We start from the raw sequence: 16,192 nt of genomic DNA, 5'->3' as shown, positions 1-16,192 counted from the left end.
AGGTGTGTTTTTGCGCTGTGTACATGATGTCAATTCGGTTGGAAGTTATTTGGTTTCGCTATAATCTGGTGAGTTTTCTTCGCGACGCACAAATCCTTTGTGTTAAGTAGCGAGAATACAATAGCACTACTCACGAGAGTTGAGATATGGATAAGTCCGAACCATGCGAGACCTTTTTGTCTAAGGTCGCCCACATGATTCCTTGATATCATTCACTCCAAATACTCTAAATATTCTCCCTTGGTTTTTCCTTCCAAAGAACTGAATCCTGCATGGGTTCTTGACATTTAAATTTTTAAAAACGTTAAGTGTTCTTACGTCTGGCCGATTGGAACGGCCTTCATCGACAACGCTATGCGCTTGCGTGGAATATCGACTTCCATAACCGTCACTTTGACCTGCTGATTGACTTGGACAACGGTGTTCGGATCACTAATAAACCGATTGGCAAGCTGACTGATATGGACGAGGCCATCTTGATGTACGCCAATATCGACAAAAGCGCCAAAGGCCGTCACGTTCGTAACGACACCGGAGAGAATCATGCCGGGTTCAACTTGTTCGATGCTTTGCACGCCTTCATCGAATCGTACCGGTTCAAATTGTTCGCGTGGATCACGGCCTGGCTTGGCCAGTTCGGTTAGAATATCCGTCAACGTCGGTTTTCCGACATCCTCTGTGATGTATCGATTGAGGTCGATGGTTTTTTGCCGATCCGGGTCTTTCATCAATTCTTGTACGGTACAGCCCAAATCTTTGGCCATCGCATGAACGACAGGGTACCGCTCAGGGTGGACGGCACTGCCGTCTAACGGATGTTCACCTTCTGGAATACGTAAAAATCCTGCGGCTTGCTCATACGCTTTCGCCCCCAAACGTGGGACGTTCTTTAATGCCGTACGGCTTTCAAATGGGCCATGTTCCTGTCGATAGGCCACGATATTTGTCGCCAGTTGCGGCCCCACGCCAGACACGGCGGTAAGGAGTTGTGGACTGGCCATGTTGACGTCCACGCCAACCCGATTCACACAACTAATGACCACATCCTGAAGACGTTGTTTTAAAATCGTTTGATCAACATCGTGTTGATACTGCCCAACTCCGATGGCTTTGGGGTCGATCTTTACGAGTTCAGCTAACGGATCCATCAAGCGTCGACCGATTGACACCGCTCCGCGTACCGTCACATCCTGATCAGGGAATTCTTCACGAGCCACGGCTGAGGCAGAATAGACTGATGCTCCGCTTTCGTTGACCATCACGAGGGGAATAGCTGCCGGTAAGGATAACGTACGAACAAACGTCTCAGTTTCCCTCCCTGCGGTTCCATTCCCAATGGCAATGGCTTCAATCTGGAAACGCGTGCATAGCGCAATCACGGTTTCTCCCGCTTTGGCAGTGGCCGCAGCTCCCTGATGCGGATAGATGGTCTCAGTATGACGGAAATTGCCTTGACGATCGAGGCAGACCACTTTACATCCTGTGCGAAATCCCGGATCGATGGCTAACACATGTTTCTGACCTAAAGGTGAGGCCATCAGTAATTGCTGTACGTTTTGCGCAAAGACCTCAATGGCCGTTTGATCCGCACGAGATTTGGTCGCCACACGGGTCTCCGTTTCCATCGAGAGTGATAACAGGCGAGTAAAGCTGTCTTGAATGGCCAATGTCACCTGATCCGATGCTGGCCCCTTGCCTTTGAGGAAGAGACGGTGGAGAAGCGCGCGGGCTGCGGCTTCAGGGACGATCACACGAAAGGTCAGATACCCTTCCTGTTCCCCTCGACGCATGGCGAGTACGCGATGGGAGGGGGCGGTGGCCACGGGTTCCTCCCATTCGGCATAATCCCGATACTTGCTCCCTTGCACATCTTTGCCGCGCATCCCCGTGGTTTTGAACATCCCGTGTTCCAAGTACAACGCACGCATGGAGGCGCGAGCCTGCTGATCTTCGTTAATCCATTCAGCCATAATATCGCGTGCGCCGGCCAAGGCGTCATCTCCCGACTCTACGCCCTGGTCTGGGTTGAGATATTGAGCTGATTCCGTTTCGAGATTTATGTCGGCACCTTGCGCCCAAAGGGTTTGGGCTAGAGGCTCAAGACCTTTTTCTTTCGCAATCATGGCACGGGTACGGCGTTTCGGTCTGTAAGGCAGATACAGATCTTCTAAATCTGTCATCGTATGCGCGTTGTGAATCTGACTCTGGAGATCATCTGTGAGGTTGCCTTGTTCTTCAAGCGAAGCCAAAATCGCTGCGCGTCGTTTATCTAATTCGCGCAGTTGTGCGACTCGATCACGAATAGACGTAATTACTACTTCATCTAACCCACCGGTTTTTTCTTTTCGGTAGCGTGCGAGAAACGGGACCGTTGCACCGTCATCGAGCAGTTCCACCGTAGCTGCCACTTGTTTGCTGTGAATACCGAGTTCCGAGGCGATGGTGTTGTCATGTACTTCTGATTGCATAGTGTTCAGATATCCTTGTTATTGGAAGGGAATATACGATCTCAACATAACATAGGCTCTAGCCATTTCACATAAATTCCGATAGTTGCACCTCATTGTTGACTGAGGTTCATGTGGTCATGGAATAGAAATGGCGTGGAATGGTTATCGGCTACAGTCAACGCTACACTGTGCGTTCATATCTAGAATCTCGTCACTGTATTCTCCAGCGATTTCTTGACATGCGTAGATTGGCCGACTAGGCTTTCGGCCAACATGCTATCGATGGATTGTGGAGGATCTTCTCATGCCACGAGTGATTGAACAACCGTCAGTGATTACCGCAGCGGGCAATAAACCAAAACGTATTGAGGAATATGCAGGACGAGTCGCGACTCACGACGAATCCATCAGCGTGGCGCGGATGGTGTCGCCGCAAGGCTGGGTGGAACCGGGCCAACGTCCAGATTTCACCGAAACGACTGTGGTACTCAGAGGCATGCTTCGTGTCGAGCATGAGCAGGGAACCATTGAAGTTCGTGCTGGGCAAGCCATTGTATGCTCACCGGGAGAGTGGGTTCGGTATAGCTCACCTGAGGAGGGTGGGGCGGAGTATGTTGCCGTCTGCGTACCAGCTTTTTCTCCTGACACGGTTCATCGAGATCCTGAGTAAAAGGTCCTCGGTCGTCTCTGTTGCCTGTATTTCACATTTTGGGGATGTGCGTATGATCCGTTACGCTGTCGATGGTGACACGCTTGCCTAAGCGCATCTCTCTATTTCTTGGCATAGACGAATATGGCATACTATCTCAAGCATAGAAGTCGGTTTTCTTCACAATTTCACATGGAGGTGCCAGATGGGACCAACGAAAGCCGTGGTGAAAGATGATGGAATTTACGACGCAAAAACAGGGGTACTCATCAAAGGTGAGTTGACGACGCATGAAGCCATTCAAGATTATGCCAATCATCATTACATCGCGTTGCCAGTTGTCAATAAAGCTTGTCAGCCGTGGATGCTAGATGGGCAACCGATTTACTGCCTGCGCGGGACACGATATGAAAACCTTCAAGACGAAGTCATGCATCTCACGCAATGTCCGGATTGTGGAGGTATGGGTATCCGGGATGATGAACCCATTGTGGAATCCGACTGTATTCGATGTGTGAGTTGTGGGCATGAGTTTGATGCACGGTTAGAGATGATGGAAAGTTAGGGGGCCTAGGTCTCCGCTTCAATATCCCCGAAACATCCTGTTGGTAATTCGTGACAGCATAGCTGCGCGTAAGGCCCATTTCGACTGGTCCATTTCTTACATCCTCTAGGTACCTGTCCTAACCTCATGCCCATATCGTCTGATGTGTCATTTGGTGCCTCCTTACAAAGTGCTCACCGCCTGCGTTTTTACGAACAACATACCCGCATCGCGATTGCGATGATTTTCATCGTGTTTGTTCTTCCACTGGCTGGCGTCTTTCTTCGTGGATTATCCGGCGCAGTTTGGGGCGTGGGCCTTTCCGTCTTGGCCTATTACCTTGCTCCGTATGCTGTACTCAAGCTTCGCTCACATATACTGTTGTAGTCGTAGGCTGTTGTGAGCAGGGTAGGGTGACGTATTGAGTGATGATTTCAAATGTATGTGAGGACCACGAGGCCTTGCATGTATCGTGGTCAAGCATACTGATATGAGGATTCGGTATAGTTCACAAGACACGAGCATTGCGTGAATGCTGTAGAGCCTTGAGGATCTTTCAGGGTCGACATTGGTATGCTCGTGTTTCTACGTTAAGACTTTTACTGCAGGTTTTACGGTGTTTTTGATACGACTGTGGGGAATGGCATACGAATCTGTATCGCCGACTCCGTGGTTGAGAGGTTTGTGTTCTGGTTCCTTGATGAACGGTAAAGCCAGGAGGCGTAGGACGGTGAGTTGCGTCGGATTTCTAAACTGTTCGAGACCGAGTGGCATATACTCATGGCCCAGAGATGGGTTACGCTGGTAGGTCCGAAAAGCACGATCCCAGCATGACAGATTAAACCCATAGTTACGATTGGTCTCTTCTGCGAGTACCGAATGATGTATACGATGCATATCCGGTGTGACCACAAGCCATCGAAGCCACTGGTCCATCGACAACGGAATTCGAATATTGCTGTGGTTAAACATGGCTGTCGCATTGAGCAGGACTTCAAATATCAGTACCACACCCGGTGAGACGCCAATGACGATAATCGTTCCCATTTTGATGAGCATCGAGATGCCCATCTCGCCTGGATGAAAGCGTACGCCGGTGGTCACATCGAGTGCGGTATCGGAATGATGCACTTTATGGAAACTCCATAAAAATGGAATAGTGTGAAAGAGTACGTGCTGTCCGTACACAACAAGATCGAGCATGATAAGGGCAATGAGACTTTCGACCCACTCTGGCCACATGACAAGGTTGAAGAATCCCCATCCGGTTGTTTCAGCGAAGATCGCCGTCCCGATTCCCCCGGACATAAAGAGCATGCGCAGGACCAGGACATTGATGCCGGAGATCCCTAAATTAATCACCCAACGTGTTGATTTCTGTGAAGGAGTTTGCCGTCGTGGAGCGAGGGATTCCCAGCATCCCATCAAGATGAGAATACCGAGGAAGGCTGATATGCGAATGAGAAGGTCAGTGTTCACTCAGGACGTTTGCTCAGTTGGGGTTCGTGAACAATCTGGTTGTGTATTCTTATATATTTCGGTCACTTTCATTACATTCTTAATGGATGTGTGTTGCTTGGCTCGCTCAAGCGGGTAGGGAAGTTCTGTGTTCCAGACAAAAATCTGGAAGATCGATGGTCCAGGGTGAGATAGGATCGATCAATTGTGACGAAACTGGCGTCAGTGAGTCGGATGCGTCTTCCTGACGTGATAAAGACGAGGCGGGTGCGTTAAAACTTTGATGCTGCAAGACTTTTAATGAGTTGGAGTTTGAACGGGAGTTGTTCTTCGAGCAGTCGAATAGCTGGTAGAGTTCGGCCCCACTCCCAACATGCAATGCCAACAACACTCCCTACAATGTCTGCCAGAAGATCTAGGACTTCAGTGCTGCGCAGTGGGATAAACCATTGATGGAACTCATCCGTGCACCCGAATAGTGCAACAACGATGACGGTGAGAAACGCCGCAAACGGCCCTAATTGCCTTCCCCAAGAGAATCGAATCGCTCGATAGGTCAGTAAGCCGAGTATCGTATACTCAATGAGGTGGACGATTTTATCGTTCATTTTCGTAAAGAAGCTAACTGAAACTGAGAGATAGGTCTGGGCGAATGTTTCGAAATGCATTTTGGGCATTGATAATGAGGAGATGAAGACAATCGCTCCGGCATAGACAAATAACGGAAGCCAATAACAGATGAATGCGACTGTCCGTTGATCCTGAGGCGTGGAAGGTTGTGTTGTCATTACGATGTTTTGGGGGACCGTAGTGTTCCCTGGCGGTCTTTTGACCTCCGGCTTTTTCCCTATTTCCTTCATGAACAGGTGTGTATTTCGTTTCGAGTAGTTCTCAGACTTTCTCACCGCACATAGTACCGATACCACTCTGACTGGTCATTTGCAAGGGGGCGGCTTCTCACTGTGTTGCCGCCTTATGTTCATCAGCATATTCATGTTCTGTGGACTCAATATGTTCAGAATAGATGGGTAAAAGAAACCGGCTCTGATAGTGCACGCCCTGCTGTTCTGCCGTGACTTCCAGTTCCCAATAGGTCGCTGGGCGTTCGCTGGGTGTTGAGGAAAGGGTGGTATCGTCTGGGAGTATCCAGAGCATGTCAAGGTCAGCTTCGGCATGCCCATTGCCAGGTTCTAGAATTTGGATGTCTTGATATAACTGATAGCAGACGACGACCGACCGTGTATCGTGTCGTGCGTGATCTGATAAGTAGACTTCCTCAATACATCGCAGAGTGAGGTGAAACGTTGAGATATTCGTGGGAACATTTTTGAGTGTCAGGGACATCGGATTTCCCAGGAAAAAGGGGAAATCGTTAAACGCGAGTTGGCTATTGCCGAATCTGAGATATTGTTTAAGTTTCGCCACGAATCGGTCGCCCACACTCAAGATGATAACGAGGTCGAGCAGACCTACGATACCCTGCCAAAAGAATGAACGCTCTTCCCAGGAAAAGGCAATCCAATGAAACGGTGAAAGAAACAGGCTGAACAGGATAAGTGCGGCAAGGCTTCGAAGGGCGCTCTTGAGATAATTGTCGGTGCTTCCCCACGCTTGCCAAGGATAGTCCCAGAGCCAAGGGGTTGTAGGTAACTGTTGTTGCCCATGTTTCCTATTCCTAATACGCTGTAAGTCTTCAAATCCAAAGACGATGAGCCAGATGCCACCGCTCACACCTGTTCCACCACCAACCCCTAGAACCCACAATGGGATATAGATTGGAAATGGAGAGCCAGCTATCCATCCCATGCGAATGAAAAGAATGGATAGGCCCATGATGACGAAGAACAGTCCAACGGCTATGGCCAGCTTTCCATAGAATACCCTTCTATGAAGCGGATGGTGGTCTTTCAGCAGGATGCGTGTGGCGAGGGCTTGTTCGAGTTGCATATGGTGATGTGTTGTATGAAAACGTATGAGCGTAATTGTTTATCGTTTTTTCACAGCATTGAAGGATGTGACAATCATCATTGTGTGAGTTGATTCCTGCGGTACGAACACGAATCTTTCGAATGCCTATTATGACGATACCGCTCTCAATGTCGACGCCTTGTTAGGGCCGGTGTGTTACCGGTCTGGCAACAGGTAAGGACGAAGTATCAGCGAGAAATTGATCAAGAATATTTGTGAGTGCATGATTATAGGCCTCAATTGCGGCAGCAATGTCATAGCTGTGCGTGGGTTCTTCAACATGATACGTGCGTAGCAGAACGGTTTCACGTTCTCGCATGTGCGACAAGCCAAGCTCCATTTCGATGATGACGCGTGGTGAATCATCGACAAGGCGTTCGAGTTTTGTCATGCGGCATGAGAATCGGTAGTCCGCTTTGACGCGCAAATCTGGCGTGACAACGTGTGTGGCCATGCCTGAATGACGCAGGTACTGGGCGATTTGTTGTTGTATGATCAGCGTCGGTGAGTCGATCCAATGGTGATAGGCATGACGATGGACTTGGGCGGTTCCCGTCGCTGTACGGTAGAGCAAATGCCGTTCGCTGGTGAGAGCATCCGCCCAGGGTCGAGTGATTTGGAGTGTGCCTTGTAACAGGGGAGAGGTGAATGATGATTCCGGTGGCGGGAGTTCTAAGCGATAAAAATGATCTTGTGGTGCTGGTCCGCCGACACATCCCCCTAAGAGTACTGCTGTACCGATTACGAGTGTCGAAATGTATTGTGTGATCATACGTTGCATAATGATGCCCTACTCATCGACTATGAATTGACGTTGTGTGCCTATCCGTAAAACAGACCTAATTGGTCTATTCAGGCTCATTGTCTGATAGTTCCGTTCATTCGTGAATTAATCGTGCACAATGGCGTGGTCGTCACGAAATTGTTTGCCGCGAATAATGACTCCAGGATTTCGTCTCAGCTCGGATGTAAATTCATTCATGTTTCGTGTCGTGGCTTCGAGGTTATAGCTGATTTCTTGTGCATGACTCGCCATGACCTCCAATGTGTGATGGAGGTCACTGATCGACTGCTCGATATGTTGCTGATTTTTAACTAAGAGTGTATTCATCGAATAGACAAGTCGGTCTACACGCTTTGAGGTTTTCCGAAAATCAGTGGTGAGATCCGACACATTACCGGATGCGGATTCGACATTGCTGAGGATCGTATCGACATGGCCTCCGCTTTGGGCGATGAGTGTGTTCAGTTGATTGGTGGTCCCGTTTAACTGGGCGGTAAAGGTTTTGAGATTGCCGAGAATAACCGGTGCATCTTGAGCCAGAATTCCCAGTGAGTCAGTTCCGTCAGTGAGGTTGTTGAGTAACGGTTTGAGACTGGTGTTAGCCAGCTCTCCAAGTTGATGAGCGACCGAGGTCATTGTGGTGAGGATATTCGTGGCTCCTTGACTAGGAATGCGATCGCCGGGTTGTAGTATTTCAGGTGAACGTCCGTTCTGGATATCAATGACCATGGCAGAAAGAAATCCGGCTTGGGTGATGACGGCGAGACTATCCTTTGGAATATTCCAGTCCTCGCGAACCGCAATGCCTAATCGATACACCGAGAGATCTGATCGCCGAGTGAATCGAATTGTTTCAATCTCCCCAACAGGATAGCCTTCGTAGAGGATTTGCGCGCCTTCGGTCAGACCCATCACATTCTCAAATTCGAGATAGTAGTGATTGGTTGGCTGAGCTATCCCAGACAGCATGCCAAGCCACACCACTAATGTCGCAAGCAACGTTACAAGAACGGTGCCGACGATGAGGTAGTTCGTTCGAGAATCGCGCATAGGTTAGTCCCGAGGTTCTTAGATGGGTTCCCCTGTGAGTCGTGCCAGATATTCATCGGGGTCCAGTGTCGTTTCTTCAAAGCGTCGATTGAGTAGATCTTGAATGCGTGTATTTGTGGAGGCCCGCACTTCATCGACGGATCCGATGGTGAGAACCTCGCCTTTATCCAGGACGGTGATCCGGTCGGCGATCCGAAATGCACTCTCAAGCTCATGCGTGACGACGACAATTGTCATGTTGAGCGCCTCACGGAGTTGCAGGATGAGTTCATCTAATGATGAAGAGACGACAGGGTCGAGGCCCGCTGAGGGTTCATCGCAAAACAGTAGGGCCGGGTCCATGATGACGGCCCTAGCAAAGGCTGCGCGTTTGAGCATGCCGCCAGATAATTCAGATGGCATGAGATGTTCGAACCCTGCAAGATTGACGACTTCTAATTTCATGCGTACCATAATGGCCATGGTCTTTTCGTCCAGATTGGTGTGTTCACGAAGCGGAAGCATGATATTTTCTCCAACCGTCATTGAACTGAAGAGGGCTCCTCCTTGAAAGGCCACACCCAATTTTCGGTAAAACCGTGTGAGTTCATGATGACTCATTTCTCCGATGTTTTGGCCAAGAAGCCGAATGCATCCTGCGCTCACGCGTTCTAACCCAATGAGATGCCGTAATAACGTGCTTTTCCCCGAACCACTTCCTCCCATCACGACCATGATCTCTCCAGGTTGAATATCGATGTTCACATGATTGAGAATTTTGCGGGAACCATAATGCGTGACGACGTCTTTGACCTCAATCACCGGTGTCATGTGGCTCGTCTCAGTCGTCATAGTTCTCATTATTTCGTTAGTATGAAGACGATGAGTAAGTCTGCAAGAATAATCGCGAGGATCGAATGTACGACAGCATTTGTCGTGACGCGTCCAACACCTTCTGCCCCTCCAGTCACAGATGAACCATTAATGACTCCGACGAGGGTGATGAGTGCGCCGAACACAAGGCTTTTGCCTAACCCATGCATGACATCATGTATGTGTAATAGAGACATCGTTTGTTGAAGATATCTGCTGAATGAAATCCCAAGATCAGTCGTGATATACAGTCCCGCCCCGCTGAGCGCGATGAGATCCGAGAACCACGTCAGAGCCGGAAGCACGATGAGCATGGCGATGAAATTCGGAACGACTAAGAAACGAATCGGATTCACCCCCATGACTCGCAAGGCGTCCACTTCACTATGAATGGTCATTGTACCCAGGCGTGCGGCTAATGCCGCCCCAGATCGTCCGGCCACTAAAATTCCTGTCATGAGTGGAGAAAATTCTCTGACGACAGAAAGTGCGACGCCATAGGTCACTTGCTGCTCCGCCCCAAACGCTTTGAGGGCCACGATACCTTGAATGGCCAGCATCAGGCCGATAGTGAGAGAGACAAGCGCAATAATGGGGATCGCCCGGATCCCAACTTCCATGATTTGCGCAACAATTGGTGCAAGGTGAACCGCTTGGTGATGGCGACGACCGAGCAGGAGCCAGTAGCCGGTTTGATACACGAGTGAGGCTCCGAATCCAATTGAATCGACCAATTGAATCGTGCGCTGTCCTAAGGCTTCGACCTTTCGAATGATTGGATGTGAGAGAAGTTCAGAGGTTGGCATGTTGCGCATGTTCCAAGGTTTCGTGAATCATAAAGACCTTATCAAGACGTGCCATCTGCAACACACGCAAGACGGCTGGGCTTGTCGAAATGAGCACGAATGCCACATCGGTTTTTTTTGCCCGTTGATAGGCTTCAACCAGACTGGCAATGCCTGAGCTGTCCATGTAGGTCACGGCCGTGAGGTCGACAAACACTTTCGTGGCTTGTTCGATCACCTCCAAGAGTAGGGTGCGTGCTGCGGGTGAATTCTCAAGATCGATTTCCCCACTGAAGGACACAATGTGACCATCCGGCTGCGCGTGTATCGAATGTTCCATAGAATTCCCCTTTTTATCAACGCTGGTAGATTAGGTGAATCGCTTGTGCATGTGAAGAATATTGCCGTTTCCATCAGGTGCACATTCCACTGAGATATCATCCATAATGTGATGGATAAAATGTCCTCCGAGCCCTCCTGGACGAATGTCGCGTAAGTCACGAAGCTTTATGCAATCGGCGTCAACCGGCGGTGCATAGTCTCGCAAGGTAATATGTAGGTCATGTTGCTGATGTTGCACATACAAGATGATTGTTTCTTCGGTTTCCTGTCCGTACGCATGTCGAATGATGTTTTGGCAGGCTTCATCAATGGCGATCACGACCTGCTCAATCGTGTCGGGACAGTATCCCAATTGTGTCAGTGTTGCTCGCACCTTCGCCCGTGTGTTTTTTAAGTTCTTTGCCTGAGCTGGAAATCGGTGGACGAGTGCATAATCATCAGACGTGTGTGTTTCAAAATGGTTCATGCGTCGTGTGATCCTGAAGGATGTTCCACTGCAAGAATCGAAAGGTCATCGTGCATGTGACCATGCTGAGTCCAGCTGGATGCAGCCGTGGCGATGGACTCGACGCTTGCTTGGAGATTGATGTGGCGTGTGTGTTGAAGCGCGGCAACTAATCGGGCCTGGCCAAATATTTCTCGTTGTGAGTTCATCGCTTCGATGACGCCGTCAGAGTACAGATAGAGTCGAGAGTCGGATTCAAGTTGTATCGTGCAATCTTCATATTGTTCGTCTTCGAAAAGACCAATTGGGAGGCTAGGAGCTTCACCGATGATTGGAGCTTGATCATTCGTGCATACAATAGGCGGTGGATGGCCAGCGCAGACGTATCGAAATGTTCCGTCCCGTGTGTCGAGAATGCCATAGACAAGGGTGAAGTATTGATGCTCACCTTTGCTCATGGGAAACATATCATTGAGGCGAGTCGCGACTTCAGCAGGAGAGGTGAGAGTGGGCATTTCACTTTTCGTGTGTGACTGAACAAAGAGACAAGATGGATCATTGCGTGGAATGAGGACACGACTGAGTGTGACCGAGAGCAAGGATGCTGGAACACCATGTCCGGTGACGTCTAAGACATACATGCCAACTTGATGATCATTGAGGGAGAACACGTTTAATGAATCACCTCCCAGCTCTGCACAGGGACGATAGGTCCAGGCAAAGGTTGCCCCTGGGATGTTCGGCGCGACATCCGGCAGTAAGGCTTGTTGGACACGTGCGGCGGCAGCCAGGTCTTGCTTCATTCGTTCGTTGGCTTGTTGAGTCTGTTTCATTGCGAGACTGGCAGCTTCTTCTGCACGTTGACGTTCACGGATTTCTTGTTGAAGCGTGACAATCGTCTCTTCGAGTTGTATTTGTAGGTGGCGTAATTTTAAATGCGAGGTCATTCTGGCAAATGTTTCTTCTAATTGGAGCGGCTTATTGACGTAATCTACGGCTCCGACAGAAAAACCTTTGACTGGACTGACATGATCATCGGGAGATTTCATGAAAATGACGGGAATGTCATGAATGATATCTTGCGCCTTGAGCCGCCGACAGACTTCAAACCCATTCATGCCAGGTATATTGACATCCAACAGAATCAAATCAGGCTGTAGCAACTCACATTGTTGCAAGGCGGTTTCGCCATCTTGTGCGACGATCAGTTCAAATCCAAATGCCGAAAAACATTGGAGCAGTGTTTCCACGTTGTCTGGCATGTGTTCGACCAGGAGAATTTTCCCGAAGTTTGGGGCATGCTCTGTTCGTCCGTCTTGATTGGATGGAAACGATTGGGACATTGGCATTCGATACGTTTCGTTCGTGTTTGTTAGTGCATGATGATGCTGGTTATAATCGTATGAGAGACAACCTGGCAGGCTGCTTTCTATAGTTTTCGGATAAAGGTCTTCTTTTTATGATAGGCCGGAGTCAGATTCTTTGTTTTTTCAGTTTTGGATATGTTCATGCTCGTCATTTTGTGAATGTGAAACACGCACATGTGGTTTCAGGGATTCGCTGACCTTGTCCTCGTGCTTCACCTCGGGTTCATTCTCTTTGTGCTCCTAGGAGGCTTGTTGTGTGTGCGTTGGCGTTGGATTCCCTGGCTGCATCTCCCTGCTGTGCTATGGGCTGTCGCGCTTGAATTTGGCGGCTGGATCTGCCCCCTCACGCCACTTGAGAACAGCCTAAGGCGGAGCAGTGGTGAGGCTGGGTATTCAGGCGGGTTTATTGAACACTATTTGATGCCGGTCATCTATCCAGCCGGACTGACTCCATCGATACAATGGTACCTTGGGCTTTTCGTGGTTCTTCTGAATCTTGGCCTCTATAGTTTTGTGTATTCACGAAGGGGAACAGTCATGTAGAGTATGCGTCATGTGGAACCGCCGACATATCATGGAAGTGTTTGGATATCCTGTTGTAGTTGAATAAGGAGTGATGCAGTGCATACGTTGATGATAGACAAAATTGTATATGTGGCCTTCCTGACGATTCTCTCCTTAGCAGGACATGACGTCGTGTTGGCCTATGAAGAAATTACGGTAAACGATGGTGCTGAGGTGAGTGGAACCGTGACGCTATCCGGACCAGTACCGCCTCCGTTTAGCTTTCAAGTGACGATGGGAGCGTACCCGGAGCACTGTCAATCCATTGCGGATGAAGAGGGAAACGTGCTGCTACCGCGTGCAAGGGTCTCACCGGCTTATGAAGTTGCGGATGTTGTAGTCTTTATTCAAGGGCTGGAACAAGGAAAGTCTGCTCCTGAGAAAATCCCAACACTAAATGTGAATCGGTGTCAGTTTGATCAACTCGTGATGGCTGGTATGGACGGCTCACAGTTGCGTGTCATGATGAATGATTCAGTGCTTCATCCGCTGCGCGGATGGGAAATGTTGAGCAACGGGCGTATCCCATTGTTTACATTTTCTAATTTAGAAACCGGCGAAGAAAAGTCCGCGAAGCTGACGACTCGGAATAGTGGCATGGTAAAGGTCGAATGTGATCAACATCGATTCATGCAAGCGTGGATCCTTGTTCCACTCAATCCTTACTTTTCGACGACAGATGAGACGGGACACTTTACGATTACGAATATTCCGGCTGGGACGTATACTGTCAGCGCATGGCACCCATCACTGGGGTATCTCGAAAAAACGCTTACCCTCAAGAGCGGTGAACAACAAGACCTTGGGTTTGTGTATGAAACTTCAGGGTCTAATCCTTCATAATGTTCCTGCATTACTAGCACGTCCACAACCCGAATTCTGGTTGTGTTGATACACACGTTACTCAAACGCTAGAAAGAAAGGCATAGACTCGGACCATGATACCAAATCTTATGAAGAGACAGATTCCTATATTACGAAACAATCAAATGTTTCTATTGGCCTTCATTGTGTTGGGCGTGTTCGGTGGAACGTCGATTGTATGGTCGGCCCAATCGCCTCAGAATAAAATTACGTTTGAAAATCACTCTGGGCAAAATGCTGTGGTGAAGTTGATCGGCCCAACGAAAGTGGTCGTGAGTCTTGTCAGGGGGCAAAAGCGCATTGTTCGTGTCGCTGAAGGAGACTATCATGTCTTGGTGCGCTACGGGAGTGGTCCCAAAGAATACAGTTACACCAAAAGCGCTTCATTTTCTGTCGATCAACCTGATAATCAAGTGTCGATTATCACATTCACGCTTCATCGCCGGAGCGGAGGAAGTTTTCAGTCGCAGCCTGTTTCAGGAGACGAGTTTGAAGGGAACGCTCTGACATCGTTGCCTTCTTCGGACTCTCCTTCGTCTACGCCTTAAGGAATTGTTGTGCCAAAATTTATTGAACAACCCTCTGTAATCCCACCACCCGGGAAGAATCCGAAACTCATTGAAGAGTATGCTGGACGAGTTGCAACGCACTCAGATGTGTTGAGCCTGGCAAGAATTGTGTGCCCAGCGGGATGGTCTGAAGTTGGTCAGCAACCAAAGTTCACTGAAACCAAGGTTGTGCTCAAGGGGATGCTACGGGTTGAGCACACGCATGGTGTATTAGACATTCGTGCTGGGCAGGCCGTGATTTGTGAAGCTGGTGAATGGGTTCGCTACAGCACGCCTGAATCTGATGGGGCAGAATATGTCACTGTCTGTGTCCCGGCATTTTCTCCTGCCACGGTTCATCGTGATTCACAATGAATCTATCTAATCTGGCACAGGGGTCACGGTCGGATGAGGTATTCTTATGAGCATACGAGCACATGCCGAGGCTGTGTATGATGGACTGAAAGCATTGTTTGGAAATCATGATGCCGATCAGGTCAAAGCCAAGATTGAACGTGATCTTCGCCATATCATTCCTCATTGGACCGATCGACTTCCTGACTGTCCAGGATGGTATTGGTTGAAAGCGCCAGGTGTTGGCGACCCACAGCTCTTATATGTCGGACATGGTCGGATCGATACGAAGTTGATGGCCGACTTAGGCCCTCCGAATCATCTTGTCGATGTGCAGCGCGTCAAAGGCCAGTGGGCAGGCCCCTTGGTTCCTCCAACCTAAGTAGAGTATCCCAAAGAACGAATTCTTGCAGTTTTGCCTATGTACTGTGGCCAGTCCGGATTTGGCGATATCCCCAAAGACCAAGGAGTCCGCTGCCTAGTAACAGGACTGTTCCTGGTTCAGGAACCGCAGACACTTGTCCTCGAATTGCTCCAGATGGGTCATTTTCAGTATGAAGATTAAGGTAGAGTGGAACTTCTTGACCGGCTTGAGCATTCAAAAGCGCTGGAACAAAGTCCGTGAGCGTTGCGCCTCCATTGCCTTCAGATTGATCCCATTCACCTGTGACTGTCGTGGTGCCGTTGGCATTGAGGTTAGCCATCGTGTCGCCATCTAGATCTGAACTCGGACCGAAAATTCCAAAGACGACTGGTCCATTGAACCCTCGATCTTGGTTGTGGAAGTGGAGGGCCGAGACAGATTCCCCTCCTAGTGGGTTTGGTGTGCCGAAGTTCTGAAAATCAAATCCGCTATCCAATGTAATCACATACGATAATGAAAAGGTTCCATTGCTATGGTTTAGCGTCATCTGGGCTAAGCCAGTGAGTGGAGAATTCGTCGAGCCAGCTGGAGCGACTTCTTGAGAACTGTTTAGAAAAGCCGTGAAGGATACCGCGTTGGCAGGTGTGAGTGCACCCATGAACAGCATGAGGGTACAAGCGGTTAGCATGGAAAATATGATGGTCGGGTATTGGGTTCTCTTCCTCATTGTAAGCCTCCTTGCCTATAAGGTTGTGAAACATATATGGATGAGTATAAAGGGACCCGTATCCTAGCGTGTTCGTC

General features: G+C 49.1%; 20 protein-coding genes. 8 read left to right on the top strand and 12 right to left on the bottom strand.

The features are described from left to right. Positions 1 to 314 precede the first annotated feature (314 nt). The gene (locus tag ACWHX8_RS10245; protein WP_447968028.1) at positions 315 to 2,468 is read right to left on the bottom strand and encodes a Tex family protein; all 2,154 of its coding nucleotides are present in this window, start codon (positions 2,466 to 2,468) and stop codon (positions 315 to 317) included. A gap of 286 nt (positions 2,469 to 2,754) precedes the next feature. Between ACWHX8_RS10245 and ACWHX8_RS10240 the strand changes: the two genes are divergently transcribed. The 3 genes from ACWHX8_RS10240 (at position 2,755) to ACWHX8_RS10230 (ending at position 4,030) form a co-directional block, all read left to right on the top strand. Then, complete coding sequence (locus ACWHX8_RS10240) at positions 2,755 to 3,120, top strand: cupin domain-containing protein (protein ID WP_447968027.1); 366 nt, start codon at positions 2,755 to 2,757, stop codon at positions 3,118 to 3,120. Positions 3,121 to 3,304: 184 nt separating this feature from the next. Beyond that, complete coding sequence (locus tag ACWHX8_RS10235; protein ID WP_447968026.1) at positions 3,305 to 3,664, top strand: hypothetical protein; 360 nt, start codon at positions 3,305 to 3,307, stop codon at positions 3,662 to 3,664. Between the two features lie 126 nt (positions 3,665 to 3,790). After that, positions 3,791 to 4,030, top strand: a complete 240-nt coding sequence (locus ACWHX8_RS10230; RefSeq protein WP_447968025.1) for a hypothetical protein — start codon at positions 3,791 to 3,793, stop codon at positions 4,028 to 4,030. Positions 4,031 to 4,228: 198 nt separating this feature from the next. Here ACWHX8_RS10230 and ACWHX8_RS10225 read toward each other — a convergent pair whose 3' ends face one another. The 10 genes from ACWHX8_RS10225 to ACWHX8_RS10180 all read right to left on the bottom strand — a co-directional run bounded on the left by ACWHX8_RS10225 (position 4,229) and on the right by ACWHX8_RS10180 (position 12,676). After that, on the bottom strand, positions 4,229 to 5,122 hold the full coding sequence (locus ACWHX8_RS10225; RefSeq protein ID WP_447968024.1) for a sterol desaturase family protein: 894 nt from the start codon (positions 5,120 to 5,122) through the stop codon (positions 4,229 to 4,231). Between the two features lie 251 nt (positions 5,123 to 5,373). Next, the gene (locus tag ACWHX8_RS10220) at positions 5,374 to 5,961 is read right to left on the bottom strand and encodes a VanZ family protein (protein ID WP_447968023.1); all 588 of its coding nucleotides are present in this window, start codon (positions 5,959 to 5,961) and stop codon (positions 5,374 to 5,376) included. 97 nt (positions 5,962 to 6,058) lie between these two features. Further along, entirely contained in the window at positions 6,059 to 7,048 is a 990-nt protein-coding gene (locus tag ACWHX8_RS10215) for a hypothetical protein (protein WP_447968022.1), read from the bottom strand. Between the two features lie 163 nt (positions 7,049 to 7,211). After that, positions 7,212 to 7,850 carry an ABC-type transport auxiliary lipoprotein family protein gene (locus tag ACWHX8_RS10210; protein WP_447968021.1) on the bottom strand — a complete coding sequence of 213 codons (639 nt, stop codon included), beginning with the start codon at positions 7,848 to 7,850 and terminating at the stop codon, positions 7,212 to 7,214. A gap of 108 nt (positions 7,851 to 7,958) precedes the next feature. Further along, a complete protein-coding gene (locus tag ACWHX8_RS10205; protein ID WP_447968020.1) occupies positions 7,959 to 8,903 on the bottom strand; it encodes an MlaD family protein in 945 nt (314 codons plus the stop codon). Positions 8,904 to 8,921: 18 nt separating this feature from the next. After that, positions 8,922 to 9,734, bottom strand: coding sequence for an ABC transporter ATP-binding protein (locus ACWHX8_RS10200; protein ID WP_447968019.1), 813 nt, complete (start codon positions 9,732 to 9,734; stop codon positions 8,922 to 8,924). Between the two features lie 8 nt (positions 9,735 to 9,742). After that, the gene (locus tag ACWHX8_RS10195; protein ID WP_447968018.1) at positions 9,743 to 10,561 is read right to left on the bottom strand and encodes an MlaE family ABC transporter permease; all 819 of its coding nucleotides are present in this window, start codon (positions 10,559 to 10,561) and stop codon (positions 9,743 to 9,745) included. Then, on the bottom strand, positions 10,548 to 10,880 hold the full coding sequence (locus tag ACWHX8_RS10190) for an STAS domain-containing protein (protein WP_447968017.1): 333 nt from the start codon (positions 10,878 to 10,880) through the stop codon (positions 10,548 to 10,550). Before ACWHX8_RS10190 ends, ACWHX8_RS10195 begins: the two co-directional genes overlap by 14 nt. 30 nt (positions 10,881 to 10,910) lie before the next feature. Continuing rightward, a complete protein-coding gene (locus ACWHX8_RS10185; protein WP_447968016.1) occupies positions 10,911 to 11,348 on the bottom strand; it encodes an ATP-binding protein in 438 nt (145 codons plus the stop codon). Next, positions 11,345 to 12,676: a SpoIIE family protein phosphatase gene (locus tag ACWHX8_RS10180; protein WP_447971837.1), complete on the bottom strand. Its 1,332-nt coding sequence runs from the start codon at positions 12,674 to 12,676 to the stop codon at positions 11,345 to 11,347. Before ACWHX8_RS10180 ends, ACWHX8_RS10185 begins: the two co-directional genes overlap by 4 nt. Positions 12,677 to 12,868: 192 nt before the next feature. Between ACWHX8_RS10180 and ACWHX8_RS10175 the strand changes: the two genes are divergently transcribed. From ACWHX8_RS10175 to ACWHX8_RS10155, 5 genes are all read left to right on the top strand, one after another. Next, positions 12,869 to 13,237, top strand: a complete 369-nt coding sequence (locus ACWHX8_RS10175; protein ID WP_447971836.1) for a DUF2784 domain-containing protein — start codon at positions 12,869 to 12,871, stop codon at positions 13,235 to 13,237. Positions 13,238 to 13,315: 78 nt separating this feature from the next. Next, the gene (locus tag ACWHX8_RS10170; RefSeq protein WP_447971835.1) at positions 13,316 to 14,101 is read left to right on the top strand and encodes a hypothetical protein; all 786 of its coding nucleotides are present in this window, start codon (positions 13,316 to 13,318) and stop codon (positions 14,099 to 14,101) included. A 110-nt stretch (positions 14,102 to 14,211) separates the two neighbouring features. Next, positions 14,212 to 14,670, top strand: coding sequence for a hypothetical protein (locus ACWHX8_RS10165; RefSeq protein WP_447971834.1), 459 nt, complete (start codon positions 14,212 to 14,214; stop codon positions 14,668 to 14,670). A 9-nt stretch (positions 14,671 to 14,679) separates the two neighbouring features. Then, positions 14,680 to 15,045 (top strand): cupin domain-containing protein, encoded by a 366-nt coding sequence (locus tag ACWHX8_RS10160; RefSeq protein WP_447971833.1) that lies wholly within the window; start codon positions 14,680 to 14,682, stop codon positions 15,043 to 15,045. A gap of 46 nt (positions 15,046 to 15,091) precedes the next feature. Next, the gene (locus ACWHX8_RS10155) at positions 15,092 to 15,406 is read left to right on the top strand and encodes a hypothetical protein (protein ID WP_447971832.1); all 315 of its coding nucleotides are present in this window, start codon (positions 15,092 to 15,094) and stop codon (positions 15,404 to 15,406) included. Between the two features lie 37 nt (positions 15,407 to 15,443). Here ACWHX8_RS10155 and ACWHX8_RS10150 read toward each other — a convergent pair whose 3' ends face one another. Beyond that, complete coding sequence (locus ACWHX8_RS10150) at positions 15,444 to 16,115, bottom strand: CHRD domain-containing protein (protein WP_447971831.1); 672 nt, start codon at positions 16,113 to 16,115, stop codon at positions 15,444 to 15,446. Positions 16,116 to 16,192 lie beyond the last annotated feature (77 nt).

Source organism: Nitrospira sp. M1 (assembly GCF_965152605.1).
Note: the sequence above shows the minus strand (reverse complement) of the source record. Positions and strands in the feature narration are given on the sequence as shown.